Below are 25,082 nucleotides of genomic sequence, written 5' to 3' on the forward strand. Positions count from 1 at the left end.
ATCAGGGCTTGCGTCCCACCGCCCCGTACCCCGGAATCACCCCGTCGTCCTGGCGGGGCACCGGCTCCCCCAGCTCGAGATGCCACAGTTGCGGCCCCTCGACGCCGGGCTCTACCAGCTCCAGGCCGTCGAAGAAGCGCGTGAACTCCGCGCGGGAGCGCAGTGCCAGGGTGACGCCCGCGGCCTTGAGCTGCTCGGCCGCGGCCTTCGACTCCTCCGGGGTGAAGTCGGCGGTCGCGTGGCCGGCCACCAGGTAGCTGCCGGAGGGCAGTTCGCCGGCAGCATGCGGACGAGTTCGTGCGCGCCGTCCTCGTCGGGGACGAAGTGGAGCAGCGCGATCAGCGAAAGGGGCCGAGGAACTGCCGTACGCCGTGCCCGGCCGGCCACCCTGTGGCGCGGTGCATGAACGCCCGGTTGACCCGCGCCATCACCGGCACCCGCGGGTCGAGGGCTCAACCATCAAGTGATGATCCATTAATTGATGATCCATCAGTTCGCAATCAAGACTTGCTTCACCATCAGGACGGTCAGTTGATCAAGTGTCCGAGCAGGCGCCGGACCAACACGTCACGACAGCAGGAAGTCCGCCTCCCCCGCCTTGGCACCCTCGATGAACGCCGTCATCTCGTCGGTGGTGTAGATCAGCGCCGGCCCGTCCGGGTCGGTGGACTGACGGACGGCGATCCGGCCGTCCGCCAGCTTCATCGCCTCCAGGCAGTTGCCGCCGTTGCCGCCGCTCCACGGCTTGAGCCAGCCCTCGCTGCCCAACTCCCGCGCGGGCATGCCGTTGTAGACGTGGCCCCGCGCCTTGATGCGATCCATTCACAGCTCCTTGCGGAGATCCTCGAGGATCTCCTTCGTGCGATGTGCCGTAGCGGCCTGTGCCGCCATGCGGTCCATGACCTCGAGGTGGGTCGCCACCTCGGCGCGCGCGTCCAGATAGACGGCGCCGGTCAGGTACTCGCTGTAGACCATGTCCGGCAGTTCTGACATGGCAAATCGGAACAGCACGAAGGGCCCGTACGTACCGGGGTGCGGGCCGCCCGCGAAGGGCGCGACCTGCACGGTCACGTTGGGCAGCTTCGTGGCCTCGAGCAGTCTGTCGATCTGGGCACGCATCACCTCCGGGCCGCCGACCGGGCGGCGCAGCGCGGTCTCGTCCAGGACGGCCCAGAAGCGGGGCGCGTCCTGACGGGTGAGCAGTTCCTGGCGTTGTATGCGCAGGGCGACATGGCGCTCGATGTCCTCGGGGCTGGTCTGGCCGATCGCACCCGAGCGCAGGACTCCGCGGGCGTAGTCCTCGGTCTGCAGCAGACCGGGGACGAAGTGGGGGTCGTAGGAGCGGATGAGGCTCGCGGCGCCCTCGAGGCTGACGTACATGGAGAACCAGCCGGGCAGGATGTCGTGGAACCGCTGCCACCAGCCGGGTCTGTTGGCCTCCTCGGCCAGCTGCACGAAGACCTCGGCCTCCTCCTCGGAGACGCCGTAGGACTTCAGAAGCAGCTGGAGGTAGGGGATTTTGAGGGAGACCTCGGCCATCTCCATGCGGCGGACGGTGGCGGGGGCGACCCGGAGGATGCGGGCGGCCTCCTCGCGCTTGAGGCCGGCATGCTCCCGCAGGTCCAACAGGCGGCGACCGAGGACGACTTGACCGACCGTCGGCGCGGACCGCGGTTCGCTCACCCTCCACCTCCCGTGGCCGCTCAGAGTCCAAAAAGCATGCTGACAGCCATACGGCGCCATTCGAAGACCTATTCGAAGATCTGTACGGTTTCGTACGGATCTCCGTCGATCCCAACTGGCGCCGTGTGACGTGCTGTTGCGAGCAGTGTGCCACGGCCTTCCACACCGTCACAGGCACTCTGCAATTTTCAGAGTGACACTTGCCAAGTGTTCACGCCGGGGCGATAGTGGCAAGCGTGATTCCGTCCGCGCCCTTAGGAACAGACGCGACCGAAGGCCGCCCCCACAGCCTCGGTGCACGCCACGCGGGGGCCATCGCCGAGCGCCGGTTCCGCTTCGAGCTGGCCGCGCACCCGGCTTCTCCCGCGCAGGCCAGACGCCTGACGAGGGCCCGGCTGAACGTCTGGTCGGTGTGCGAGGACATCTGCGACACCGCGGCTCTGGTCATCTCCGAGCTGGTCACCAACGCCCTTGTGCACACGGCGAGCAGCCACATCGTCTGCGAGCTGCACGACGGCGACGAACTGGTGCGCATAGCCGTGCGTGACGAGGGCTGCTCCCCGGGTGCGCCCCATGCGTCGCGGGCGCGGCCCGAGGAGGAGCACGGGAGGGGGCTGCTCCTCATCGACGCGCTGTGCGACGCATGGGGCGCCCATGAGCACGGTCCGGGGCTGCTGGTCTGGGCGGAACTGCCGCGCAAGGCCGACACTCCCCGCCATGACTGCGGGCCCTGCACGCAGGCGAACGAGCCATATGGCGACCTGGGATGGGGAGCCCGCCCCAAGCCGGGTCCGGCCGGTGGTTCGGGTGACGAGGACGAGGCGGCCGCACCGCACGGTGGGGACGCACACCACGGGCAGCACGGGACGGAGGCCGCATGGCGGTGAGCGCTGCGCCCGGCGGCCGGGTGCTGACCCTGGACACGCTGGTCCGCCTCGGGCGGGAAGTGCACACGGCGGGCACGCCCCGGCGGCTGCCGGTGCCGGACGGCATGACGGCCCCGATGGGCTGCGACGCGGTGGAGGTGCCCGCCCGCTTCGGCCCACTGGTGCTGTCCCGGCTGCCGCGCGTGGGGTGCGTGTACGCCGACGCGGCGCACTGGTGGTGGCTCGTCCCGTCCGACTCCGACTACGCACTGGAGTGGCCGACGCCCGCGCAGTACGCCGCCGGGGCGCTAGTTCCGGACGCCCCGGCGGTCCCCGACCTCATCCACCGGCCGGCCGGCACACTCCCCTACACCCCGCCGATCCCGCTGTATCTGGCCCTGTGCCGGGTGACGGGGACGACGCCGACGTGGTCGCGGCCGGCCGTCGCATGACCCCCGTGGTTGCGTAAACATCGCACCCCCGGCCGGGCGTACGCCCGCGCGCTCGCCCCGCTGCGGCACGCGCTCTCCCCCGCAGGGTCCGGTCCCGCGATAGTGGCCGTTCGTCGACGTGGATCGGGGGAGGCCGGCGGTGGCGGAATCACAGGGCTCGGGCGGGCGCGGAACGTCACGGGGGTCGGGCAGGCGGGAGAAGAAGCGCGGCGACGGCCCGCCCGAGGTCTCCGAGTCGGAACGGCTGCTCTTCGGCGGGCCGTTGCGCTACGACCTGGGCTGGAACCAGCACCGGGACGCGTTCATGGAGCTGAACTTCCGGGCCATGGTGACGCGGCTGCCGGCCCTGCTGGGCTCCAGTTTCCGGCTCGCCTGGCAGGCCGACCGGCGGGCGGCGCGGATCGTGCTGGCGGCCGAGGCGGGCCGGGGTGTGGCCCAGGCGGTGGGCCTGCTCGCCATGAACAGCGTGCTGGGACGGCTGATCACCGGTGGTGCGATCGGGGACCGGCTGCGCGACGCCGTACCGGTGCTGGCCGCGATGGCCGCCGTGGCGCTGCTCGGGGCACTGCTGCGGGGCGCGTCGACGTATGCGACCGGACGCCTGGAACCCAAGGTGGAGCGGGTCGCGACCGAGCTGTATCTGGAGCGGGCGGCGGCCGTGGAGCTGGCCGCGATCGAGGACCACGCCTTCCACAAACTGCTGGACACCGCGCAGTACGGCGCCGGCTCGGCGCGGCGGATGATCTCGTACTCCACGCGCGTGGTGAGCGCGCTGATCTCGCTGATGGCGGCGGCGGGCGTGCTGACCGTGCTGCACCCCGTGCTGCTCCCGCTGCTCGCGACGATGACGCTGCCGACGGCGTGGAGCGCGCTGACGAACGCCCGGCGGCGCTACGAGTCCTGGCACACCTGGGTGCAGCACGCCCGGGCCGGCTACCTGCTCAGCGGCCTGCTCACCGAACCGGCCGCGGCGCCCGAGATCCGGGTGCACGGGGTCGGCCCCTTCCTGCTGCGGCACTACCACGCCATGTCGGAGACGGCGGAGGCCGAACAGGCCCGGCTTGCCCGGCTGGCGGCGCGCACCGGGCTGATCGCCGCGGCCTGGACGGGCCTGGCGAACGTGGCCACGTATGCGACGCTCGGCGGACTGCTGCTCGCCGGGGCGATGGCACTGTCCGTGGCCGGTACGGCGGTGATCGCGATCCGCACGGGCTCGTCGAGCCTGGACAACCTGGTGGTGGCGGTCAACTCGCTTCACGAGGACGCCCTGTTCGTGGGCGATCTGCAGAAGCTGTACGTCGAGGCGGCCGAGCGGGCGATCCCGGTGGGCGGCGACCCACTGCCCGAGGACCCGCGGGAGATCCGCTTCGAGAACGTCACGTTCAGCTACCCCGGCGAGTCCGCCCGCCCTGCCCTCGACGACGTCACGCTCACCCTCCCGCTGGGCCGGATCGTGGCCCTGGTCGGCGAGAACGGCTCCGGCAAGACCACCCTGGTCAAGCTCCTCGCGGGCCTGTACAAGCCGGACGGCGGACGGATCCTGTGGGACGGCGTCGACGCGGCGACCGCGGACCGGCACCAGCTCGCCGAGCGGGTCGCGATGGTGGCCCAGGACTTCAAGCGCTGGCCGTTCACGGCCCGCGTCAACGTGGCCATCGGCCGCTCCTCGGTGCCCCTGACCGAGGAGCGCATGGCCACCTCGCTCGCCGAGGCCGGCGCGGAGGACGTGGTGGCCGATCTGCCGCGAGGCCTGGACACCCTGCTGGCCCGCCAGTTCAACGGCGGCCACGAGCTGTCCGGCGGCCAGTGGCAGCGGCTCGGTGTGGCACGGGCCGCCTACCGGCGCGGCCGGATCCTGGTCGTGGACGAGCCGACGGCGGCCCTGGACGCGCGGGCCGAGCTGGAGGTCTTCGAGAAGATCCGCGCCCTGGCCTCGGCCGGGCAGACCGTCGTGCTGATCACCCACCGGCTGGCGTCGGTGCGCCACGCGGACCTGGTGCACGTCCTCGACCAGGGCCGCCTGGCGGAGTCCGGCACTCCCGACGAGCTGCTGGCGAGCGGCGGCATCTACGCGGAGCTGTACTCGCTCCAGGCCGAGCAGTACTCGGCGCCGGTGCCGAAGGCCGGCTGAGCCGGCGCCGCTGCGGAGCGGTCAGGCGACCGCGTCGGCGGTCGCCTCGCCGCGGACGACCACGAGAAACGTGTCCGTCGCCAGGTCCATGACGACCTCGGCGGCCAGCCCTTCCATGCGCCGCGCATGCGCGAACTCCTCGGCCGGCCACGATCCCCGCGGCCCGCCCGCGGGAAAGCGTTCGAGCACTGTTCGCCCGTTCACCATCCTGCACCTCCAGAAAGCGTCGTACTTGTAGGAGTTAACGCCTTCCAGGGGCCGAACGCCTCGCTCAGTTGCCGGACTGAGACGTAGTTGACACTCGTTCACCGCGGACTGTGAGGATCCGGTCACTTATTGAAGATCCCGGCCGGGTTTCGACTACTTTCTGTTTCATTCTTTACACGCGCCGTGATCCCTCTGTGTATACGACACCGGGAGCTCGATGAGGCCCCGGGCGCGCAGGGAGGGGCGCCACCGCAGGTCGTCGTCCGCGAGTGCGAGTTCGGGGAAGCGTTCCAGGAGCGCGGCGAGGGCGATCTCGGTCTCGGCACGCGCCAGCGGTGCGCCCAGGCAGTAGTGGATGCCGTGGCCGAGGGCGAGGTGGCCGGAGGCGTCGCGGACGAGGTCGAGGCGGTCGGGGTCGGGGAAGCGGGCGGGGTCGCGGTCGGCGGCGGACGGGGAGACCAAGACCGTCTCGCCGGCGGGGATCGTGACCCCGCCGATGGTCACGTCCGCCACGGGGAAGCGCCGGATGGCGAGCAGCGCGGGGCCTTCGAAGCGCAGGAACTCCTGGACCGCGGCGGGGAGCCCGGTCAGGTCCTTGCGCAGGGCGGCCAGTTGCTCGGGGTGTCGCAGCAGGGCGAGGACGGCGTTGCCGATGAGCTGCACGGTGTTCTCGTAGCCGGCGAAGAGGATGAGGAAGGCGAGGGACATCAGTTCGTCCTCGCTGAGCCGGTCACCCTCCTCGCGCACGGCGATCAGGTCCGAGAGCAGGTCGTCGGCGGGCTCGCTGCGCTTGTCCGCGAGGAGCCGGGTGAAATAGCCGAGCATCGCCACCATCGCTTCCTTGGCGGCTTCGGGCCCTGCGTCCGGGGCCGGGGCGACGAGGGTGTCGGTCCAGATCCGGAAGTCGAGGCGGTGCTCGTCCGGGATGCCGAGCAGATCGCAGATGACGGTGATGGGCAGCGGCGCGGCATAGGCGGCGATCAGGTCGGCGGTGCCGTGCGGGCCGAGTGCGTCGAGGAGCCGGTCGGCGGTGCGGCGGATCGGCGTACGGAGCTGCTCGACACGACGCGTGGTGAAGGCGCGGCCGACCAGACGGCGCACGCGGGTGTGGTCGGGCGGGTCCATGTTGAGGAGGTTGGCGTCGAGCGCCGGCGGCAGCGAGAAGCCCTTGTAGGTGCCCGCGGTGGCATGCCGCTTGTCGAGCGAGAGCCGCGGGTCGGCGAGGGCGGCGCGTACGTCGTCGTACCGGGTGACGAGCCAGGCGGGGGTGCCGTCCGGTCCGGCGATGCGGTGCACGGGCGCGGTCTCGCGCAGCCGCCGGTAGGCGTCGTAGGGGTGGTCGAGGAGGCCGTCGGCGGGATCCATGGGGTCAGCGTAGGGCTCGGTTCTCGACGGCGTGGATGTGGACGGGCAGGCCGTGGGCGCGGGCGAGTTCGGCGGTGGCGGTGAGTTCGGTTTCGTCGACGGTGTACAGCGCGTGCGGGGCGGGGGCGGCGGTGATGCGGCCGCCGGCGCCACCCCGGTGTCGTAGCGCGAACTCCAGGGATTTCCCCCGGCCTCGGGAGCCCTGGGAGGAGAAGTACGCCTCTCCCGGATGGGCCCGGATCCCGCACTCCTCGACCACGGCGGCGACCGCGTCCATGGCGAAGTAGTGGTCCGCGAAACACGTGACACCGCCGCGGATCATCTCGGCGCAGACGAGCCGCGCCCCCAACTCCACGTCTTTTCGATGAGGTTGGACTCGACGGGCCAGACGACCTCGTTGAACCACTCCTCGGTGGGCAGGCCCTCGGCGACACCGCGCAGCGCGACCATCGGCGCGTGCGTGTGACAGTTGATCAGGCCGGGCATGGCGACCTGGCCGCGCCCGTCGATGCGCTCGGCCGCGGCGAGGTGCTGCACCGCGGAGGCGGCCGTCACCGCCTCGACGACCCCGTCCCGTACGACGGCGGCGTCCTCCTCGAACCCGACCCGTTCCTGGTCGTCGTGCACGAGGACGGTGCAGCCGGTGATGACGAGATCGGCCGGAGCGTCGGTCATCCCGCCAACGTACGACGGCGTCGTCGGCCGGCGTGAGCCGATGCGCGCATCCGGTCCCGTCCGGTCGCGCAAACGGCCGGTCTCGGGGACCCTGTCCTCACCACAGCTCGCCGCACGGCTTCTGGAAGGGGCCCGGCATGCTCCTCGGCACCTGGAACCTGGAGAACCTGTACCGGCCCGGCGGCCCCTTCGGGCCCAAGGACAAGGCCGCCTACGAGACGAAGCTCGCCTCGCTCGCCGCCGTGATCACGGAGCTCGACCCGGCGCTGCTCGGCGTGCAGGAGGTCGGCGAGCCCGAGGCGCTGGACGACCTGGTCGGCATGCTGGACGGCGACTGGCATGTCGCGCTGTCCGGCCATCCGGACGGCCGGGGCATCCGGGTCGGCTTCCTCAGCCGTACGGCGGTGGAGGTGGTCGCCGACACGAACGCGTTCCCGGCAAAGCTGCGGCCGGTGCAGGAGGACGACTCCGGTGCGCTCGTGTCGGCGGCCGGGCGCGGCTTCCTGGCGGTCGAGGTCGTGACGGAGTTCGGCCCGCTGCGGGTGGCCGTGGCGCACCTCAAGTCGAAGCTGCTGACCTATCCGGGGAACCGTTTCTTCCCCCATGACGAGGCCGAACGGGCCCGCTATGGCGCCTACGCCCTCTACCGGCGGGCCGCCGAGGCGACGACCCTGCGCGCGCTGGCCGACACCCTTTTGGCCGGGGACGGACGCGAACGGGACGTCGCCGTGCTGGGCGACCTGAACGACGAGGTGCAGGCCGCGACCACCCAGATCCTGCTCGGCCCGCCCGGCTCCGAGATCGGCACACCGGGCTACGACCATCCCGACCAGGGCGATGCGCAGCGGCTGTGGGACGTGGCCCCGCTGATCCCCGCCGAGCAGCGCTACTCCCGCATCAACTCCGGGCGCCGCGAACTGATCGACCACATCCTGGTCAGCCACCGCCTGGTTGTGCGGGTCACCGCGGCGGGGACGGGTCTGCCGGGCGACGGGACGCTGCGGCTGCCGTCGGTGGGGCCGGATCCGGCGGACCGGCAAGGAAAGCCGGGGTCGGACCATGCGCCGGTGTGGGTGCGGGTGGGGCAGTGAGCCGCTCGGCGGGGCGCATCCGAGTGGCACGCCCCGCCGCCGGGCCCGCTAGCGGTCCAGATGGGCGACGAGAAGGTTCGGGTCCTGCTGGGTGAAGTACGCGGCACTGTTGACGTAGAGCGTGCGCCCGCGCACCGCCACGGAGGTGGGGTTGGACAGCCCGTCCGCCTGGGTGAGGACGACGGAGTGGGTGCCGTCCGGGCGTACCTCGACGAGCTCGCTGACGCCGATCAGGGCAGCGAGAACGGTGTCGTCGTGCGCTCCCAGGAAGGCGAAGTCGTCGACGTTGGTGAGCCCGGTCGCCCGGGTCTCGACCGCGCCCGCGCAGCCGTCCGGCCGTACGGGAATGCGCAGCAGCGTGCCCCGGTCGCTGTTGGACACCCATACGGCTCCGCCGTGGACCTTGACACCGTTGGCACCGAAGCCGGCGCCCGTGACCGGGACCGGGTCGAGGGCGGTGTCCTTGGCCCACACGGTCGGCGTGCCCCCGGCCTGCGGAATCCGCCACACGATGCCCTGCGCCGAGTCGGCGGCGTAGAGGACGCCGTGGCGCTCGTCGAGGGCGAGGCCGTTGGGCAGTGCGGTCGTCGGGAGCTGCGCGATCTGCCGTGGTGCGCTGCCGTCGGGGTCGATGCGCCAGACGCCGGTCTTGTCGGTGCCGGTGGCGTAGTCGACGTAGAGCGTGCCATCGTGGGCGCGGGCGATGCCGAAGACGGTCGCGGCCTTCAGCACGGGGGTGTTGGGGTTCGGCTCGTCGGGCAGGGTCGCGCGGATCGCGGTGTTCCCGTCCCGGGTGACGTGGGCGACCTGCCGGGCGGAGGCGAAGGTCAGATCGGCGGAGCCGTCGGGTTCGACGGCGATGTTCTCCGGGGTCTGGCCTGCGGCGAGGTCGAAGTGGGCGAGAATGCGGGGCCCGGACACGGTCGGTTCGTCCGCGGACGCGGGAGCGGTGGCGAGCACCGCCAGGGCGACGGCGGCCGTGGTGGCGCCGACCAGGTGCGGGAGTCTGTGCAGGAACCTCTGCTGGGACATGAACCTCTGCTGGGACATGAACCTCTCCTGGGACTGGGGCACGAAGGCACACGAAGGCACCAGTGTGCGTCGCGGGACAGGAACTGTCGTACGAATTTCCGTGCACCGCCCGAGGGGGCGGTGGGGGGCTACACGGCGAGGGGCAGCTCGGGCAGGCGGAGCCCCGTCCGTTCGCGCCCCTTCTCGAACTGCCGGAGCAGCTCGGTGAGTTGCTCCCGCTGGCGGGCGGACAGCCGTCCCGAGTCGTCGAGCTGCACGGCACAGGCGGTGGTCGTGTCGACGAGCCGTTCGAGGACGGCGACGACCTCGTCCGCGCCCTCCGAGTGCCGGGCGAGTGCCGGGAGTTCGGCGGCGGCGAGGGCGATGGCGGTCTCGGCCTCGGCAAGTGTGCGGTAGGCCTCGCGGCGGAGGGTCCAGCGGGTGGCGCGGGAGTTGGGGCCGGCCATGGGGTCGCGGGCCTCGCACAGCACATGGGCGAGGTAGGAGTGCGCGGCGCTGCCCGCCGCGACGAGCCGGGCCCGCACCGTCCCGCCCCGCTGCCCGGGCATCGGCAGATGCCCCACGACGATGACGATCGCGCAGGCCAGCAGGGTCTCGCCGATCCGGCTGACGGAGGCCTGCGGCTCGCCTCCGACCATCACCAGGGCGAGCACGAGCACGGTGACTACGGCGGTCTGCGCGGCGAAGTGCCGTGTGGCGACGGGGATGAGGGCCCCGCTGACGGCCACGAGTGCGATGAGCCCTTCGGGCCGGGGCAGTACGGCGGCGAACCCGGCGAAGACAAGAGCGCCGAGCACGGTCCCGGCCGCCCGGCACAGCACCCGCGAGACCAGCGGCCCGAGGTCGGGCTTGACGAGGAAGACGGCGGTCGCGGGCAGCCAGTACCAGTGCGTGTGCTGCCCGTACCAGCGGGTGTGGTGCAGGGCCTGCGCCACGGCCGCGCCGGCCCCGAAGCACAGGGCGACCCGCAGCCCGTACTCCCGCCCACCGGCCCCGAAGGCGAGACGCAACAGGTCCTTGGCCGTACGCCGCCGGGTGTGCAGGTCGCCCCCTTCCCCCTGGTCGAAGGCGTCGGCGGCATGGAGCAGGGCGTCGTCGAGGGCGCGCAGGGCGGGAGCCATGGGGGTCCCCCCGCGCGAGCGAAGCCGAGCGTGGGGGAGGTGGGGTGCGGGCAGCGGCCCGGCGTGCGTGTTCTCCCGTACGGCGGCCGCGAGCCGCCGTGGCCCTTCGGACGCCCGCCCGGGGACGGCCTCCCCGGCCCAGGCGAGCGCGGTGGCGGCCTCGGCGAGCGGGAGGGCGGCGGCGTACTGCGCGTGCAGCCGCCGTTCCGCGGAGGAGGAGGCGTAACGCCGCAGCCGGGGGCCGGCGAGGGCGTCCTGCGCATGGTCGAGGGCCGCGGTCAGCGCGGCCCGGCGCGCGATGCCGTCCTTCGACCCCGCCGCTTCGAGCAGATCGGCGACGGCGTCGTACACGGCGGCCACGGCATCCCGCTCCCCGTCGAACCGGAAGTCACCGGCGGTGGCGCCGGGGGTGGGGAGCAGCAGCCGCAAGGCGAGCAGCCACCCGGCGCCCGCGAGAAAGGCCAGGGCCCGCAGCCACCCCGCCTCCGGGACCGGCATCCCGGCCCCGATGGCGGAGGCGACGAGCAACTGCGTGCCCGCACCGGAGGCGACGGGCCCGATGGCGCTGATGCCTCCGGCCAGCAGTCCGACACCGGTGAGCAGGAGGCTGAGCACGACCGCTCCGACATGCGCCCCGGCATACGTCCCGACGAGCAGCCCACCGGCCCCCGCGAGCGCGGGCACCCCGAGCCGCTTGACGGAGACGCGCCGGCTGCCGGGCCGGTCGTTGATCCCGGCGAGCATGGCGGCGATGGCGGCGACGACACCGAGGGAGGTGCGGCCCAGGAGGACGGCGGCGAGGAGAAGCGGCCCGGCGGCAAGAGCACCGCGCACGACGGCACTCCAGGGGATGGGGCCGCGCTGGGCGCGAAGGGCGTGGGCGAGCCAGGGCGGCAGCGCGAGGTGACGGCTTTCAGAGCCGGTGCGGGACACGGGGGCTGGGCTCCTGTACGGACGAGGGCGGGGTGTGCCTTCGGGCGACGGTGGCCGAGTTGCGGGGTGTGGTGCCCACGGTAGATCGCGTTCCTGGAGCGAACGGGACGATTGTGTTTCCGGGGTGTGACGGTTGGCCGTAAGGGCGCGTTCTTTATGAACGCAATTACCCGACGAATGCAGGCGGACCCGGGGGCGTAGCCTGCCCCCGGGCCCTGGGATGCCGTCCACAGTCACACGTCGGCACGCTTGAGAACCCAGGTCAGTCGTTATGTCGTCGCGTCCTGCCTTTGGACCACCGCACATCGAGCTGTGCGGACTGGACTTGAACCAGCATTTCGACGCGCTGGGGCCTGGGCCCGGTCGATCCGGCGATCGACGGCGAATGCTGAGTCTGGAGCGAGAGTCTGAGATTGATCGCGGCCCACCCCTGATGTCCTTGGCGGGTGCGGACCGCTGAGTCACGACAAGCTTCAGCTTCAGCTTGCGCTCTTCGCGCACCCCGGCCGCAAAGGACCGGGGGGTCTCAAAGGCTACCCGAACAGGTAGCCGAACACGGCGTCACCGACCCGCTGGTCGACGACATCGGTGCCGTTCGCCTCCTCACGCGCGAACTTCACTGCCTGCTGCAACTTCTCGACGCGGTCGAGGAGTTCGTTGACACGACGGGCGGGCAGAGCACCGGAGAACTTCACGGTGGTCCAGTACCCGACGGGAATGTCCTCGTAGTAGACCTCGACCTGGGCGGGATGCTTCTCGGTCGCCTCGGCCTTGACGTGGTTCCGCGGCACCTTCTTGGTGCGCAGCGTCCGTACCGGCTCCGTCTTCCAGGCGTCCGTGGACGGGTCCTGCACCCACGACTCGGAGGCGTCGAGAACGGGCAGCTTGCGTACGAAGGTGTTGAGATCGACGAGCTGCTTCTCGAGGAAGAGCAGGTAGGAGACGGGAACGTCGGCCACCAGCACCCGCCCGTCCACCTTCACATCGGCACGGGCGGTGCAGTTGGCCCAGTCCTTCGTGGCGGTCACGTCGAACAGCCGGGTCAGGGTCGCCGCGGTCTCCCGCAGCACGTCCTCGGCCTGCACCTGCACCCGCGTCGACTCGGGCGGCAGCTGCTCGCCCTCCTCGTCCTTCGGCTGGTAGGTACGCGAGATACCGGCCAGCAGTGCGGGCTTCTGCAGCCCGTGATGAGCGGCCGTCAGGTCCTGGTGCGCCTTGGACTTGATGCCCTTCTCCACTGCGATGATCTGATTGAGTTTCGCCACGTCCGGGACGGTAGCAGCGACAACTGCGCAATCTCGAAGGATTATTCGCCACCGAGCAAAAGGATTATTCGCCGCCGGGCAAGGGGGCCGTTGCAGAAGAGAAAAGCGCCTCCGCGTCATCGATCACCCGCACCAACGCCTCCGGATCCGAGCCCAGTTGCGCAAGTACCGCGTCGGTCCCCCGCAGTCCGGCCCGCTCCAGCAACCGCTTCTCATTCGTCACCCACTCCCCGCGTGCCGCCAGCACCGCGTGCCCGGTCTGTACGGCGGCCGTGGCGACGGCTCCGGCGACCTCGGTGAGGCGGCCGTGCGGGGCGTGGTTGGCCTTCGCGTAGGCGAGCGTGACGTGGGCCGTGCCCCGCCAGCGCTCGGCGGCTAAGGCCCGCAGCTTCTGCGGATACGCGGCCGGCCGGGGCGCCTCGCCCCGGAGCACCCGGTTGACCGCCAGTTCGGCGACGACCAGATAGCTCGGAATCCCGGCGAGATGGAACATCAACGGCTCCACCCGGAACCGCCCTTCCTCCGCCTCCGCCCACTCGTGCTCGACGACGTCGAGATCTCGGTAGTGGACGTCGACGCGCCGGCCGTCGATCGTCAGCCAGGCGCCTCCGTTGAAGACGCCGCCGCCCCAACCGCCGACCTCCGAGACCTCACCCTCCCAGCCGAGGGCGCGCAGATCGTCCGGGTCGAACGGCCCGCGGTAGTAGACGGCCAGGTCCCAGTCGCTGTCCGGGCGGTGCGTGCCCTGTGCGCGGGAACCGCCGAGGGCGACGGCCCGGACAGCGGGAAGGGCGGCGAGGCGGTCGGCGACGGTGTCGAGGAACCTCTGATCGTCTCTGGTCATCTCCGCCATGCCGGCCATCCTGCCAGGGCGTGACCGACACCACCTCATCGGCGCGGGCAGCCGCCGCAGCGCCTGCGGCACGCTCACCCTGTACGCCGACGACCGCCTCGAGGGGAACAGCATGCAGACCGAAGACGGACACGTACTGGCGCAGTTGGAGCAGGCTCTCCGGCCCGCCGCCCCCATCCCGCCGGGCGACAACTGGGCCGCGGCCCCCGATCTGCTGCTCTACCTCGTGGAGCAGATACGGTCGCGGCGCCCCGCACTCATCGTCGAACTGGGCAGCGGTACCTCGACGTTGTGGCTGGCGACGGCCCTGCGCAGCTTCGGCATACCGGGCCGGGTGGTGAGCCTGGAACACGATCCCGGCTATCACGAACAGACCGCGCAGGGGCTCGACCGCCTGGACCTCGGTGACTTCGCCGAGGTACGGCTCGCTCCGCTGGAGCAGTTCACCCTCCAGGGCGAGACCTGGCCCTGGTACGCCGAATCGGCCTGGCGCGACCTGAGGGGTTGTGGCCTGCTGTTCGTGGACGGCCCTCCGGGATGGTCCGCACCGCTCGCCCGCTACCCGGCCGTACCCCTGCTCGCCGACGCCCTCACTCCCGGAGCGGCGGTCCTCCTCGACGACCACGATCGCGCCGATGAGCAGGCCATAGTCGCCCGCTGGCGCTGGCAGCACCCCACCTGGTCCCTCGAACGCCTTGCACACCGGAAGGGAACGGCGGTGCTGCACCTTCCGGAGACGGAACCGAGTGGCGAGGGCGCAGAAATGGTTTGAGGGAGGCCGATCCCCGCTGCTACTTTCCTGATGGACCGTGAAGTCGTCGTATGGAGGTGAGCCCCGTGAACGCAGTTACCCGTGGGTGCTCCCTCAACCCGTCACGGTCCGGCGGCTGACGTTCGGTGTCGCCAGGAGCGCCTGAGATCGAGGCACTCCTGGAGGGAGACTCCGATGAACACAAAGCCTTTCACATCCAAGCCGGGTGAGAACGCGGTGGTGATCACGCGCGTCGCGGACCGGCAATGGCATGCACTGGACGACGACCTGGTGGTCGGCCGCGGGCATGCGGAGCACCGGCCCGACGGACGCCTGTTCGTCAGCATCGACGCCTGGCACGACGCCACCTTCGACCGGCTCGCCGAGGCGATGCTGGCGCAACTTCCGGCGCCGCTGTACACGGTGGTCGACGAAGCCGACGCCGAGCTGACGGCCGGCTGGCGGCGGGCCGGTTTCACCGTCCGGCGCCGTGAGTGGGAGTACGCCGTGCCGACCGACCCGCAGGTCACCGGGCTCGAAGCGGTCCTGCCGCCCGAGGGCGTGACGATCGTGCCCGCCGGTCAGGCGGACGAGGGCCTGCTGCGGGCGGTGGACCGCGCGATCCGCGCCGAGGTCGAGGCGAGTGCCGGATGGCATTCGATGCCCGCCGAGGTCATTCGCCGCTCCGCTGACGACACCATCGTCGACCCGTCGAAGTACGCGGTGGCCGCGGCGGCGGACCGCTACCTGGGGCTGATCCGGGGGGTGACGGTGATCCGGCCGCGCATCGGGCTGGTCGCCGTGCGGGCCGGTGAACAGCGTCGCGGCATCGCGCGGGCGCTGCTCGCCCACGCGCTGGGGACGCTGCACCGCTCCGGGTTCGCCACGGCCTGGACCGAGGTGCAGGAGTCCAACCGAGCGGCCTCGGCACTGTTCGAGGGCATCGGCGCCCGGCCTGCGAGCAGCAATCTGGAGCTGGTGCGATGACGAAGCACAGGAACGTCATCGAAGTCGAGGGCAGGGTCGTCGAGTGCCTGCGCAGCGCCATGTTCACCGTGGAACTCGACAACGGCCACCAGGTACTCGCGCACATCAGCGGCAAGATCCGTAAGAACTACATCAAGATCATGCTGGAGGACCGGGTGCTGGTGGAGCTGCCGCCGTACGACCTGACACGCGGCCGGATCGTGTTCCGGTACCGGAACTAGGGGCGACCGGGGCTGGACGGAGGGAAATTCGGATGCGCTCCCGGCGGCCGGACCGGACCATCGGTGAGTTGGCCGCCGCCCAGCCGAGGAGCCGTGTCGTGATCCGACGAGTCACCGTCCCTTCCCTCTTCCCGCCACCCCGCTATTCCCACGCCTCCCTCGTCGAAGCCGGCACCAAGCTCGCCTTCCTCGCCGGCTCCGTCCCCCTCGACGCCGAGGGAAAGCTGGTCGGCGAGGGCGATCCGGCGCGGCAGGTCGAGCAGGTGCTGGCGAATCTCGAGAAGCAACTGCATGCGGTCGGCAGCGACTTGGCGCATGTCGTGGCCACCGACGTGTACGTCGTCAGCGGTGAGACCGCCGTGCTCTCCGCCGTCTGGGACGTCGTCGAGGCGTCCGGGCTCAGTGTCGGGCCGCACTCGTCGACACTGATCGGCGTGGCGTGTCTGGGGTACACGGGGCAGCTGGTGGAGATTACAGCCACCGCCGTAGTTCCCGAGGTTTCCCACGTTTCGTAAGGGGTCGCATGTTGATCGAGCATCGCGGGCGGCGTCCCGTCGTCCCCGATTCCGCGTACGTCGCCCCGACGGCCGTCCTGTGCGGTGCCGTGACGCTCGGCGAGCGGGCCAGGGTGCTGCACGGCGCCGTGCTCACCGCCGAGGACGGGGAGGTCCGCGTCGGCTCGGACGTCGTGGTCATGGAGAACGCGCTGGTCCGCGGCCGGGCCGGGCACCCCGCCTTCGTCGGTGACGCCGTGCTCGTCGGACCGCACGCCCATGTCAACGGCGCGACCATCGAGGACGAGGTGTTCGTCGCCACCGGGGCCTCCGTCTTCCCGGGGGCCGTCGCGGGCGCCGGCTGCGAGTTGCGGATCAACAGCGTGCTGCACGTCAACTCGGTGCTGCCGCCCGGCACCGTCCTGCCCATCGGCTGGATCGCGGCCGGCACGCCCACCGCTCGGCTGTTCGCGCCCGGCGAGCACGACGAACTCTGGGCCGTACAGCAGGAGTTGGACTTCCCCGGCACTCTCTACGGCGTCCCACGCGGCACCTCCATGCGGGACATCATGGCGCGCCAGGTCGACTACTACGGCGCCCATCACCACGACCTCACCCTCAACGACTGACGGGATCGCACGTGCCTTCCGAAGCCACTCCCCCAACTCTCCGCCGAGCCGCCTCGGCCCCCGACGCAGCCGCCGCGGCCGACGTCTGGCTGACCTCCTTCGCCGCCGCCCTGCCCACGGTCGTCAGCCCCCGCTCCCCCGACGAGGTGCGAACCTACTTCCGGGACGTCGTCGTACCCCTGCGCGAGACCTGGGTCGCGGACGCCGGGGCGGAGGGCGGCATCGTCGGCGTGATGGTGCTCCACGACGACGAGCTCTCCCAGTTGTATCTGCGTCCCGACTGGCGCGGGCGCGGCATCGGTGACCGTTTCGTCGCGCTCGCCAAGGAGCGCAGCCCCGGCGGGCTCAACCTGTGGACCTTCCAGGTCAACAAGCCGGCCCACCGGTTCTACGAGCGGCACGGCTTCTTCGCCGTCGAGTACACGGACGGCAGCGGCAACGAGGAGCAGGAGCCGGACGTGCAGTACGTGTGGCGCCCCTGAACGTCCCAGACTGCCTCGTTGTTCAGGGCTTCCCGGGACCGTGGTCCCGGTACGCCCAGGCCGCCGCCTGCGCCGCGAGCCCGACCACGTCCACCTCTCGGGTGTCGCCGTCGAGGTGCCGGTATTCGACCGCCGTGAGGATCACGATCCGTTCGCGCAGGCCCAGGTGGTCGTGGAAGCCGGCGGCGAGGATGTCCGCGGCGGCCTCGCCCGCCGGGACGCCGGCCGCGTGGCGGGCGTGGACGAGGGCTTCCAGCTCCCGCAGGTAGGTGATGTAACCGCGGACGTCCTCGGCGCTCATCACCGGCCCGTGGCCGGGAACCACCACCTCGGGCTCCAGGGCCAGGATCGTCTCGCAGGCCGCTGCGACCCGGGCGAGCGGGCCGTCCCAGTGGACGGGGTGGTCCTCGGCGAACAGGACGTCCCCCGCACACACGACCCGCTGCGCGGGCAGGTGGACTATGAGGTCACCTGCCGAGTGCGCGGGGCCCACCTCGATCAGTTCGGCCTCGATGTCGCCCACCGTCAGGGCGTACCGGCCGGAGAAGGTGGTGGTGGGCGGGACGGCCTCCACGCCCTCGTACGTATAACGGCCGAAGTGCTCGCGCGCGTACCAGCCCAGCGGCTGGTCGGCGGGTGTCTGGTGGGTGAGGAAGTGCATCTGCTGCGGGGAGGGTTCGCGGCAGAGGTGCTCCGCGCTCGCCTTCGTGGCGATGATCTCGGCGCCCGGGAAGCAGCCGTTGCCGAAGGTGTGGTCGCCGTTGACGTGGGTGTTGACGATCGTCGTCACGGCGGCCGCGCCCGCGGGCAGGACCGGGCGGGCCGCGGCGAGCAGGGCCTCGGTCATCGGCTGGTCGTAGGGCGTGTCGACCAGGGCGGCCTGCTCGCCGGAGGTGATGAGCAGGCAGTTCGCGAAGCCCCAGGTGCCCGCGTGGCCCGGGGACCACAGGTGGAGTCCGTCGGCGACCGGGACGAGTCCGTCAGGAAGGTTCATGGCGCTCATTGTCGGGGACGGTGATCGCGAATTCGCCGGGCGCCCCCCACGTTCGCCTCTTCGGCACCGGCTTCGCATAACTGCCCGACCGGCTGGTGGTCAGCTCCAACGCGACCAGTGACTCCGCCAGTTTGACGGCCGCCCCGACCCCGTCCACCACCGGCAGCCCGAGCTTCTCCCCCACCACCCGCTGCAGGCCGGTCATCCCGGCGCACCCGAGCACCAGGACCTCGGCCCCGGCCTCCCGTGCCCGTTCGGCAGCCGTGAGGAAAGCGGCCTCCGTGCGGTCCGCGTCGGCCAGGTCGAGGACTCCCAGGCCGGTCCCGACGACGGCGGCGCAGTTGCGCCCGACGCCCGCCAGTTCGAGGCTGTCCTCGATCTGGCCGCACGATCGCTCCAGCGTCGTCACGACCCCGTACCGGCGCCCCAGCAGGCAGGCCAGATGGGCCGCGGCCTCCGTGATGTCGACGACCGGTACGTCGACCAACTCCCGTACGCCTTCCCGCCCGTGCTCCCCGAAGCCGGCCATCACGACGGCGTCGTACGAGGGGCCCTCGTAGGTGCGCAGCAGGTCGATGACGGCCGTGGCCGAGAGGTAGCTGTCGAGCCAGCCCTCCGCCGACTCCGGGCCCCACGCGGGGGTCAGACCGAGCACGGCGGTGCCCGGGCCTGCGGCGGCCCGGGCACCTCGTACGATCTCCTCGGTCATCTCCTGCGTGGTGTTGCAGTTGGTGACGACGATCCGCACGTTCGTCAGACCTCCACGGCAGTCGGTTCGGTGGCCCGCTCGGACCGGCAGATCACCAGGTACAGGCCGGCACCCAGGGCCGTGCCGATGAACCAGGAGTACGGGGCGACGTCGCTGAAGGTCTTCACCAGGGCGAGCACCGCCGCGACCGCCGCCGAGGGCAGGAACGCCCACAGGGCCTTGGGGTTGACGCCCTTGCGGTAGTAGTAGCGGGAGCCGGGGCGGGCGTCGAAGAGCTCGTTCACGTCCACGCGGCCGCGCTTGACGAGGTAGTAGTCGACCATGATCACGCCGAACAGCGGGCCGAGGAAGGCGCCGAGGCCGCCGAGGAAGTAGTTGACGACCGTGGGGTTGGAGAACAGGTTCCACGGGGTCACGACCAGGGCCGCCACCGTGCTGATCATGCCGCCGACCTTGAAGGTGATCTTCTGCGGCCAGACGTTGGCCAGGTCGTACGCCGGTGAGACGAAGTTGGCGACGATGTTGACGCCCATGGTGGCGACGGCGAAGGTGAACGCGGCCACGACCAGCACCCAGGTGTTGCCCACCTTCGCCACCAGCTCCGCGGGGTCCGTGATCGCCTGGCCGAACACCTTCAGCGAGCCGGCCGTCACGATCACCGACACGACCACGAAGGCCGTGGAGTTGATGGGCAGGCCCCAGAAGTTGCCGCGGCGGACCGTCCTGTAGTCGGGCGCGAAGCGGGAGAAGTCACAGAAGTTGAGCATCAGCGTGCCGTAGGTGGCGAGGATCAGGCCGATCGCGCCGAACCACTGCCGCCACTGCTCGCCGGTCGAGACCGGGTGCGGGGTGGAGGTGAGCGAGATGCTCCAGTCGGCCTTCGCCAGGACCCAGACCGCCAGCGCGATCATGACGAGCCAGATCGCCGGGCCGCAGAAGTCCTGGAACTTGCGCACGGACTCCATGCCCTGACTGATGATCAGCGCCTGGATCAGCCAGAGCGACAGGAACGACACCCAGCCGAGGGCGTTGAGCCCCAGGAAGGAGTGGTGCGTCCAGGACTCCAGGCCCGGCCAGGCGGCCAGCAGCATCACGTTGACGGCGACGGAGGCGAGGTAGGTCTGGATGCCGTACCACATGATGGCGATCACGGCCCGGATGAGGGCCGGGATGTTGGCGCCCCAGACGCCGAAGCTGATGCGGCTGACCACCGGGAAGGGCACGCCGTGGCGCTGGCCGATCCTGCCCATCCAGTTCATGCCGATGTAGATGAGGACGAACCCGACGAGCAGGGAGGTGAAGACCTGCCACACGTTCATTCCGAGGACCAGCAGTCCGGCGGCGAAGGTGTAGTTGCCGAGGTTGTGGACGTCGGACATCCACATGGCGAAGAGGTCGAAGACCTTCCAGTTCCGCTTCTCGGCGGGCGCGAGGTCTTCGTTGGTGAGCCGGGGATCGGGGACGAACGCTGGTGCGCCGGTGGCTTCGGCGCGGTCGGCGAGGGACACGGGGCCTCCATGGGACGGGAGCGGAGGGTGGAGACGGCAGCCGTTTGGTATACCAAACTGCGGACATGGTCCCGCCGTCAAGCATTCCGTCCGATGTCGCCATTGTTAACGCTCGGTAAAACAGCCCCGGAGTCGGAGAAGATGGCTTCATGAGCTCCACGACGACGAAGATCGAACCGCTGGGCGCGGTCCGCGAGCGGGTCCTGGCGAGTCTGCGGCAGGAGATCATCGCGGGCAGTCTGCGGCCCGGTGACCGGCTGGTCGAGCGGGAGCTGGCCGACCGTTTCGGGGTCTCCCGGGTGCCGGTCCGCGAGGCGATCCGCGCGCTGGTCGCCGAGGGGTTCGTGCACTTCGAGACGCCGCGCCGCACGGTCGTACGCCGTCTGACCCCGCACGACGTCCAGGAGCTCTTCGAACTGCGCGAGGCCCTGGAGGTCTACGCCGCCGGGCTCGCCGCGGCCCGCGCGACACCGCAGGACCTGGCCCAGGTCGAGGAACTGCTGGACCTCGCGGCCACCGCGACCGAGGCGGGGGACGCGGAAGCGATCACGGACGTCAACAGCCGTCTGCACGACCGCATCGTGGCGATGGCCGGCAACAGCCTGCTGACCGAGGCCCTGGAGCCGGTCGCCGGGCGACTGCGCTGGATGACCCGGCGGAACGAGGAGTGGCCCCAACTCCTCGTGGAGCACCGCGAGTTGTACGAGGCGATCGCCTCCGGGGACCCGGACCGCGCCCGCACCCACGCCCTCACCCATGTGCGGACCAACTACCGCTCCACGGTGCGGCATCTGTTCGGCGAAACCGAGATGCCCGGCTGACGCTGACCGCGACGGGCCTGGAACAGGAGGACCTCGCCTGCGAAGGCGTCAAGGTTGAGCCCGACTCCGGTTACGGCGACGAATCCGTGTCCCTGCGGCTGACACAGCCGGTGACGGGGAGCGGATACGACGACGCCGCCGTCCGGCAGGGCGCGACGGTCGCCGTGTTCAGCACGTCGAGCCGGGGCAAGGAACCGGCCGTCGTACCGGACGCGGTCGTCAGCACCCCGCTGAAGAACCTCGTCGCGCAGGTCGCCCCCGGCTGACCGCGTACCTGTCCGTCGCGGCCACCAGCGCATCGGCGACTCCCGTCGCCCGCGTGTCGTGCCCGACCTCGTCGACGACGGTCAACTCACTGCCCGGCCAGGCGTGGTGGAGCCGCCAGACAGTGCCGAGGAGGTTGCCGAAGTCGAGGCTGCCCTGGACGAGGGTGCCGGGAATGTCCTTGAGCAGGGGCGCGTCCCGCAGGACCACGCCTTCGTCGTTGCCCTCGCCGAGGAAGCAGTCGTGGCCCCAGTAGTGCGTGACCGTCCGGGCGAAGCCCATCCGGAACTCCGGGTCCTCGAAACGCTCCACCGAGCGCGGCGGCGCGGGAATGGTCGCCGTCTCCCAGTCGGTCCAGGCGCGCGCCGCCCGCTCCCGTACGGCGGGGTCGGAGGATTCCAGGAGGCGGTTGTACGCGGCGGCGAGGTTGCCGTCCCGGTCGTCGGCGGGCAGTTCGGCCAGGAACCGCTCGAAGGCTTCCGGGAAGATCTTTCCCAGCCCCCTGGTCAGCAGCGCGTGCTCCGCGTCGGCGCCGGTGGCGACGAGGGTCAGGACCAGCTCGGACACCGCCGACGGATGCGTCTGCGCGTACCGCAGCCCGAGCACCGAGCCCCATGACGCGCCCCACACCAGCCAGCGCTCGATCCCCAGGTGAGCACGGAGCAGCTCCAGGTCGGCGATGAGATGAGCCGTCGTGTTGACGCTCATGTCGGTGTCGTACGCGCTCGCATGCGGCATCGAGCGTCCGCAGCCGCGCTGGTCGAGCAGCACGATCCGGTAGGCGGCAGGGTCGAAAAGCCGCCGTGACCAGGGGGTGCAGCCGGAGCCCGGACCGCCGTGCAGCACGACCGCGGGCTTGCCCTGCGGGTTGCCGCTGGTCTCCCAGTACACGCGGTTGCCGTCGCCGACGTCGAGCATGCCGTGGTCGTAGGGCTCGATGTCCGGGTAGAGGGGCATCCGGGCACCGTAACGCTCCTACGGCCGCCCCGCCCCTCATTTCACGGGCAGTCCCGCCGCCTGCCCCGCCCTGCGCAGCACGTCCCGCAGCATCTCGGGGGTGAGCTTGCCGGTGAAGGTGTTGCGCTGGCTGACGTGGAAGCAGCCGAAGAGGTTCAGGCCGTCGAGCGGCACACGTGCGCCGTGGGCGAAGACGGGCCGTGGCCGGGGCACCGTCCAGCCCGCCTCGGTGAACGCGGGCAGCGCGGCCTGCCAGCCGAAGGCGCCGAGCACGACGACCGCGCGCAGGGTCGGCCGCAGCAGCGTGAGCTCCTGCACCAGCCAGGGGCGGCAGGTGTCGCGCTCCCCCGGGGTGGGCTTGTTCTCGGGCGGGGCGCAGTGCACGGGCGCGGTGACGCGGACGCCGTGCAGTTCCAGGCCGTCGTCCGCGGCCACCGACGTGGGCTGCGAGGCGAGACCGACCTCGTACATCGCCCGGTACAGCACGTCCCCGGAGCGGTCGCCGGTGAACATGCGGCCGGTGCGGTTGCCACCGTGGGCGGCCGGCGCGAGGCCGATGATCAGGAGCGAGGCGTCGGCGGGACCGAAGCCGGGCACCGGGCGCGCCCAGTACGTCCAGTCCTGGAAGGCCGCGCGCTTCGTCCGCCCGACCTCCTCCCGCCACTCCACGAGCCGAGGGCACGCGGAGCAGCCCGCGACACGGGTGTCGAGCTCGGCCAGGCTGTCCATGCCCCAACGGTATGACCACCGGATGGGCGGGCGTCGAGCGGCGGGTCCGCCGATCCCGGCCCATGCTGGAGTCATGGACGTGCAACCCCCTGTCGTCCCCCCTGTCGTCGTGCTTGCGCCGCAGGCGGACGGCGGACGGCGCGTGACGATCCGCGGCAAGCGCGTCGGCACCGCCTACACCCTCTTCGACGTGCTGGACTTCCTGCACAGCGCGGGCCTGCCCGCCGACGAGGACCGGGCCGTCGACGACCCCGAGCTGATCGATTGGCGTGGCGGCGGGCCATACGTGTGGAACGGCACGACCTAGCCGCCGGCACGCGCCATGAGCCGAACCTGGAGATGGGCCATGAGCACCCTCGAAGAACACGTCGACGTAGGAGTTCCGATCGACCAGGCCTGGGACAGCCTCCACCGGGTGGAGAACTACTCACGCTTCGTGGAAGGAGTGCGCGAGGCCCATGCGGAGCCGGCTGGGCGGGCGCACCTGGACGTGGAGGCCGGCGGCCGGGGCCGGGAGGTCGACGCCGAGGTCTCCGACCGCGGGGAACGCGTGATGGAGTGGCACACCATGGGCACCCCCGAGCTGACGGGCTCCTTCTCCCTGCAGCCGATCGACCGGAACCACACCCGGGTCCAGGCCCGCCTCGAGTACGACCCCGACGCCCTCAGGGCGGCCTTCGGCGGTCCGCGGGGCTTCGCCCAGGCGAGCACGATCGAACGGATCGTCCGCACCGATCTGCAGCACTTCAAGAAGTACGTGGAACGCGGGCGCTGACCCGCGGCTGCCGCCGGCACCGTTAAGGTCGGGAGCATGGCTTCCGAAGCTGACGAGGAGAACGGCGGGCCCGGTCCCGCCGAGCAGGCGGCACCCGAGGCAGTCGATCCCAAGATCGCGGCCGCCATCGCCGCCGCAGAGGCCGCGGGCCCGGCGGACGGTGTGAACGTGCGGATCGACAGCTGGATCTGGGCCGTACGTCTGGCCAAGACCCGCTCGGCCGGCGCGGCCGCCTGCAAGGGCGGGCATGTGCAGGTGAACGGGGTGCGTGTGAAGCCCGCGCACACCGTGCGGATCGGCGACGAGGTGCGCGTACGGCAGGAGGGCTGGGAACGGATCGTCGTCGTCAAGCGGCTGATCCGCAAGCGGGTGGGTGCCCCCGTGGCCGCCCAGTGCTACGTCGACAACTCCCCGCCCCCGCCGCCCCGCGCGCCCTTCGCCGCCCCGGCCGGCATCCGCGACCGTGGCACGGGCCGGCCGACCAAGCGGGACCGCCGGGACATGGAGCGCCTGCGGGGGCTCATGGAGGGCAGCAAGCCGAGGCCGAGCGGACGCTGACACACGGAGGTGGCGTCCGGCTCCGGCCGGACGCCACCTGCGTCTTCGGGGCTCACACCCGTCGTCGTACGAGCTTCAGCAGTTCCCCGGTGGACCCGCGCCGGGCCCAGGCGATGAGGGCCAGCGGCACGATCAGGATCAGGGGGGTCGCTGCGTTCTGGCCGTCGAAGACGGTGGACTGGACGACGAACGCGCCCACCATCAGCCCGCTCAGCGCGATCGCCGCGACCGACTGCAGCACCGGGATCAACAGGGCCACCGCACCGGCGAGTTCGAGGGCGCCGATGGTGTACATGCCCGTGCTGCCCCAGCCGATCTTCGCGAAGGCGTCCACGGCGTAGTGGTTCCCGATCAGCTTCGGCAGGGCGCTCGCGATGCCGTAGAACAGGGCGAGCAGCACCTGCAGGGTGCGCAGGGCGATCCGGGCACGGCGGCCGCGGGCGGTCGCGGACTCGGCGACGACGGGGGCGGAAGCGATGCGGGCGGTGGTCTCGGACATGGGGTTCTCCTGTGGTGAGCGGTTCGTCGT

At 71.3% G+C, this 25,082-nt stretch carries 29 protein-coding genes and 2 pseudogenes; 15 read left to right on the forward strand and 16 right to left on the reverse strand.

Going from position 1 to position 25,082, the window contains the following annotated elements; all coding sequences use genetic code 11:
* Position 1: 1 nt before the first annotated feature.
* The 3 genes and pseudogenes from ABD355_RS29985 to ABD355_RS29995 form a co-directional block, all read right to left on the reverse strand.
* A pseudogene (locus ABD355_RS29985) lies at positions 2 to 452 on the reverse strand (SAM-dependent methyltransferase); the annotation flags it as partial.
* A 115-nt stretch (positions 453 to 567) separates the two neighbouring features.
* Positions 568 to 822, reverse strand: coding sequence for a DUF397 domain-containing protein (locus ABD355_RS29990; protein ID WP_344403925.1), 255 nt, complete (start codon positions 820 to 822; stop codon positions 568 to 570).
* The gene (locus ABD355_RS29995; protein WP_344403926.1) at positions 823 to 1,683 is read right to left on the reverse strand and encodes a helix-turn-helix domain-containing protein; all 861 of its coding nucleotides are present in this window, start codon (positions 1,681 to 1,683) and stop codon (positions 823 to 825) included. It lies immediately after the preceding gene.
* A 227-nt stretch (positions 1,684 to 1,910) separates the two neighbouring features.
* On the opposite strand from ABD355_RS29995, the gene ABD355_RS30000 reads away from it, so the two are divergent.
* From ABD355_RS30000 to ABD355_RS30010, 3 genes are all read left to right on the forward strand, one after another.
* Positions 1,911 to 2,570, forward strand: a complete 660-nt coding sequence (locus ABD355_RS30000; RefSeq protein WP_344403927.1) for an ATP-binding protein — start codon at positions 1,911 to 1,913, stop codon at positions 2,568 to 2,570.
* The gene (locus ABD355_RS30005; RefSeq protein WP_344403928.1) at positions 2,561 to 3,001 is read left to right on the forward strand and encodes a hypothetical protein; all 441 of its coding nucleotides are present in this window, start codon (positions 2,561 to 2,563) and stop codon (positions 2,999 to 3,001) included. Before ABD355_RS30000 ends, ABD355_RS30005 begins: the two co-directional genes overlap by 10 nt.
* Before the next feature lie 274 nt (positions 3,002 to 3,275).
* Positions 3,276 to 5,132: an ABC transporter ATP-binding protein gene (locus ABD355_RS30010; protein WP_425585810.1), complete on the forward strand. Its 1,857-nt coding sequence runs from the start codon at positions 3,276 to 3,278 to the stop codon at positions 5,130 to 5,132.
* 21 nt (positions 5,133 to 5,153) lie between these two features.
* On the opposite strand, the gene ABD355_RS30015 is transcribed toward ABD355_RS30010, so the two are convergent.
* The 3 genes and pseudogenes from ABD355_RS30015 to ABD355_RS30025 form a co-directional block, all read right to left on the reverse strand.
* Entirely contained in the window at positions 5,154 to 5,339 is a 186-nt protein-coding gene (locus ABD355_RS30015) for a hypothetical protein (protein ID WP_344403929.1), read from the reverse strand.
* A gap of 165 nt (positions 5,340 to 5,504) precedes the next feature.
* On the reverse strand, positions 5,505 to 6,704 hold the full coding sequence (locus ABD355_RS30020; RefSeq protein ID WP_344403930.1) for a cytochrome P450 family protein: 1,200 nt from the start codon (positions 6,702 to 6,704) through the stop codon (positions 5,505 to 5,507).
* Positions 6,705 to 6,720: 16 nt separating this feature from the next.
* Positions 6,721 to 7,379: pseudogene (locus ABD355_RS30025) on the reverse strand (amidohydrolase family protein); the annotation flags it as partial.
* A 137-nt stretch (positions 7,380 to 7,516) separates the two neighbouring features.
* Between ABD355_RS30025 and ABD355_RS30030 the strand changes: the two are divergent.
* Positions 7,517 to 8,470: an endonuclease/exonuclease/phosphatase family protein gene (locus ABD355_RS30030; protein ID WP_344403931.1), complete on the forward strand. Its 954-nt coding sequence runs from the start codon at positions 7,517 to 7,519 to the stop codon at positions 8,468 to 8,470.
* Positions 8,471 to 8,518: 48 nt separating this feature from the next.
* On the opposite strand, the gene ABD355_RS30035 is transcribed toward ABD355_RS30030, so the two are convergent.
* From ABD355_RS30035 to ABD355_RS30050, 4 genes are all read right to left on the reverse strand, one after another.
* Positions 8,519 to 9,520: an SMP-30/gluconolactonase/LRE family protein gene (locus ABD355_RS30035; protein WP_344403932.1), complete on the reverse strand. Its 1,002-nt coding sequence runs from the start codon at positions 9,518 to 9,520 to the stop codon at positions 8,519 to 8,521.
* 110 nt (positions 9,521 to 9,630) lie between these two features.
* Positions 9,631 to 11,556 (reverse strand): FUSC family protein, encoded by a 1,926-nt coding sequence (locus ABD355_RS30040; protein WP_344403933.1) that lies wholly within the window; start codon positions 11,554 to 11,556, stop codon positions 9,631 to 9,633.
* A 533-nt stretch (positions 11,557 to 12,089) separates the two neighbouring features.
* The gene (locus ABD355_RS30045; RefSeq protein ID WP_344403934.1) at positions 12,090 to 12,821 is read right to left on the reverse strand and encodes a DUF7873 family protein; all 732 of its coding nucleotides are present in this window, start codon (positions 12,819 to 12,821) and stop codon (positions 12,090 to 12,092) included.
* A 64-nt stretch (positions 12,822 to 12,885) separates the two neighbouring features.
* Positions 12,886 to 13,665: a nucleotidyltransferase domain-containing protein gene (locus ABD355_RS30050; protein ID WP_344403935.1), complete on the reverse strand. Its 780-nt coding sequence runs from the start codon at positions 13,663 to 13,665 to the stop codon at positions 12,886 to 12,888.
* Positions 13,666 to 13,672: 7 nt separating this feature from the next.
* Between ABD355_RS30050 and ABD355_RS30055 the strand changes: the two genes are divergently transcribed.
* From ABD355_RS30055 to ABD355_RS30080, 6 genes are all read left to right on the forward strand, one after another.
* Positions 13,673 to 14,446, forward strand: coding sequence for a class I SAM-dependent methyltransferase (locus ABD355_RS30055; protein ID WP_344403936.1), 774 nt, complete (start codon positions 13,673 to 13,675; stop codon positions 14,444 to 14,446).
* A gap of 174 nt (positions 14,447 to 14,620) precedes the next feature.
* Positions 14,621 to 15,412, forward strand: a complete 792-nt coding sequence (locus tag ABD355_RS30060; RefSeq protein WP_344403937.1) for a GNAT family N-acetyltransferase — start codon at positions 14,621 to 14,623, stop codon at positions 15,410 to 15,412.
* Entirely contained in the window at positions 15,409 to 15,633 is a 225-nt protein-coding gene (infA, locus tag ABD355_RS30065) for a translation initiation factor IF-1 (protein WP_344403938.1), read from the forward strand. The genes ABD355_RS30060 and infA overlap by 4 nt, the downstream gene beginning before the upstream one ends.
* A 98-nt stretch (positions 15,634 to 15,731) precedes the next feature.
* Positions 15,732 to 16,148 carry a RidA family protein gene (locus ABD355_RS30070; protein ID WP_344403939.1) on the forward strand — a complete coding sequence of 139 codons (417 nt, stop codon included), beginning with the start codon at positions 15,732 to 15,734 and terminating at the stop codon, positions 16,146 to 16,148.
* Positions 16,149 to 16,156: 8 nt separating this feature from the next.
* Entirely contained in the window at positions 16,157 to 16,756 is a 600-nt protein-coding gene (locus ABD355_RS30075) for a gamma carbonic anhydrase family protein (protein WP_344403940.1), read from the forward strand.
* A gap of 11 nt (positions 16,757 to 16,767) precedes the next feature.
* The gene (locus ABD355_RS30080) at positions 16,768 to 17,238 is read left to right on the forward strand and encodes a GNAT family N-acetyltransferase (RefSeq protein WP_344403941.1); all 471 of its coding nucleotides are present in this window, start codon (positions 16,768 to 16,770) and stop codon (positions 17,236 to 17,238) included.
* 22 nt (positions 17,239 to 17,260) lie between these two features.
* On the opposite strand, the gene ABD355_RS30085 is transcribed toward ABD355_RS30080, so the two are convergent.
* From ABD355_RS30085 to ABD355_RS30095, 3 genes are read right to left on the reverse strand one after another with little or no spacing between them, the layout of a single operon-like run.
* Entirely contained in the window at positions 17,261 to 18,232 is a 972-nt protein-coding gene (locus tag ABD355_RS30085; RefSeq protein ID WP_344403942.1) for an MBL fold metallo-hydrolase, read from the reverse strand.
* Positions 18,219 to 18,980: an aspartate/glutamate racemase family protein gene (locus ABD355_RS30090; protein WP_344403943.1), complete on the reverse strand. Its 762-nt coding sequence runs from the start codon at positions 18,978 to 18,980 to the stop codon at positions 18,219 to 18,221. Before ABD355_RS30090 ends, ABD355_RS30085 begins: the two co-directional genes overlap by 14 nt.
* A gap of 5 nt (positions 18,981 to 18,985) precedes the next feature.
* Positions 18,986 to 20,449 (reverse strand): NCS1 family nucleobase:cation symporter-1, encoded by a 1,464-nt coding sequence (locus ABD355_RS30095; protein ID WP_344403944.1) that lies wholly within the window; start codon positions 20,447 to 20,449, stop codon positions 18,986 to 18,988.
* 149 nt (positions 20,450 to 20,598) lie between these two features.
* On the opposite strand from ABD355_RS30095, the gene ABD355_RS30100 reads away from it, so the two are divergent.
* Together ABD355_RS30100 and ABD355_RS30105 are read left to right on the forward strand one after the other, a co-directional pair.
* Positions 20,599 to 21,270, forward strand: a complete 672-nt coding sequence (locus ABD355_RS30100) for a GntR family transcriptional regulator (protein WP_344403946.1) — start codon at positions 20,599 to 20,601, stop codon at positions 21,268 to 21,270.
* Between the two features lie 86 nt (positions 21,271 to 21,356).
* Complete coding sequence (locus tag ABD355_RS30105; RefSeq protein WP_344403947.1) at positions 21,357 to 21,536, forward strand: hypothetical protein; 180 nt, start codon at positions 21,357 to 21,359, stop codon at positions 21,534 to 21,536.
* On the opposite strand, the gene pip is transcribed toward ABD355_RS30105, so the two are convergent.
* A complete protein-coding gene (gene pip / locus ABD355_RS30110; protein ID WP_344403948.1) occupies positions 21,490 to 22,491 on the reverse strand; it encodes a prolyl aminopeptidase in 1,002 nt (333 codons plus the stop codon). The genes ABD355_RS30105 and pip overlap by 47 nt on opposite strands.
* 36 nt (positions 22,492 to 22,527) lie before the next feature.
* The gene (locus ABD355_RS30115; protein WP_344403949.1) at positions 22,528 to 23,220 is read right to left on the reverse strand and encodes a uracil-DNA glycosylase; all 693 of its coding nucleotides are present in this window, start codon (positions 23,218 to 23,220) and stop codon (positions 22,528 to 22,530) included.
* A gap of 73 nt (positions 23,221 to 23,293) precedes the next feature.
* Here ABD355_RS30115 and ABD355_RS30120 point away from each other — a divergent pair, with 73 nt between their 5' ends.
* Genes ABD355_RS30120 through ABD355_RS30130 form a run of 3 tightly spaced genes read left to right on the forward strand, consistent with a single transcriptional unit; the run spans position 23,294 to position 24,553 of the window.
* Entirely contained in the window at positions 23,294 to 23,527 is a 234-nt protein-coding gene (locus ABD355_RS30120; protein ID WP_344403950.1) for a hypothetical protein, read from the forward strand.
* Positions 23,528 to 23,566: 39 nt separating this feature from the next.
* Entirely contained in the window at positions 23,567 to 23,995 is a 429-nt protein-coding gene (locus tag ABD355_RS30125) for an SRPBCC family protein (protein WP_344403951.1), read from the forward strand.
* A gap of 36 nt (positions 23,996 to 24,031) precedes the next feature.
* The gene (locus ABD355_RS30130; RefSeq protein WP_344403952.1) at positions 24,032 to 24,553 is read left to right on the forward strand and encodes an RNA-binding S4 domain-containing protein; all 522 of its coding nucleotides are present in this window, start codon (positions 24,032 to 24,034) and stop codon (positions 24,551 to 24,553) included.
* A gap of 52 nt (positions 24,554 to 24,605) precedes the next feature.
* On the opposite strand, the gene ABD355_RS30135 is transcribed toward ABD355_RS30130, so the two are convergent.
* On the reverse strand, positions 24,606 to 25,052 hold the full coding sequence (locus ABD355_RS30135; RefSeq protein ID WP_344403953.1) for a DoxX family protein: 447 nt from the start codon (positions 25,050 to 25,052) through the stop codon (positions 24,606 to 24,608).
* Positions 25,053 to 25,082 lie beyond the last annotated feature (30 nt).

Source organism: Streptomyces longisporus, from assembly GCF_039532765.1.
Taxonomy (GTDB): Bacteria; Actinomycetota; Actinomycetes; order Streptomycetales; family Streptomycetaceae; genus Streptomyces; species Streptomyces longisporus.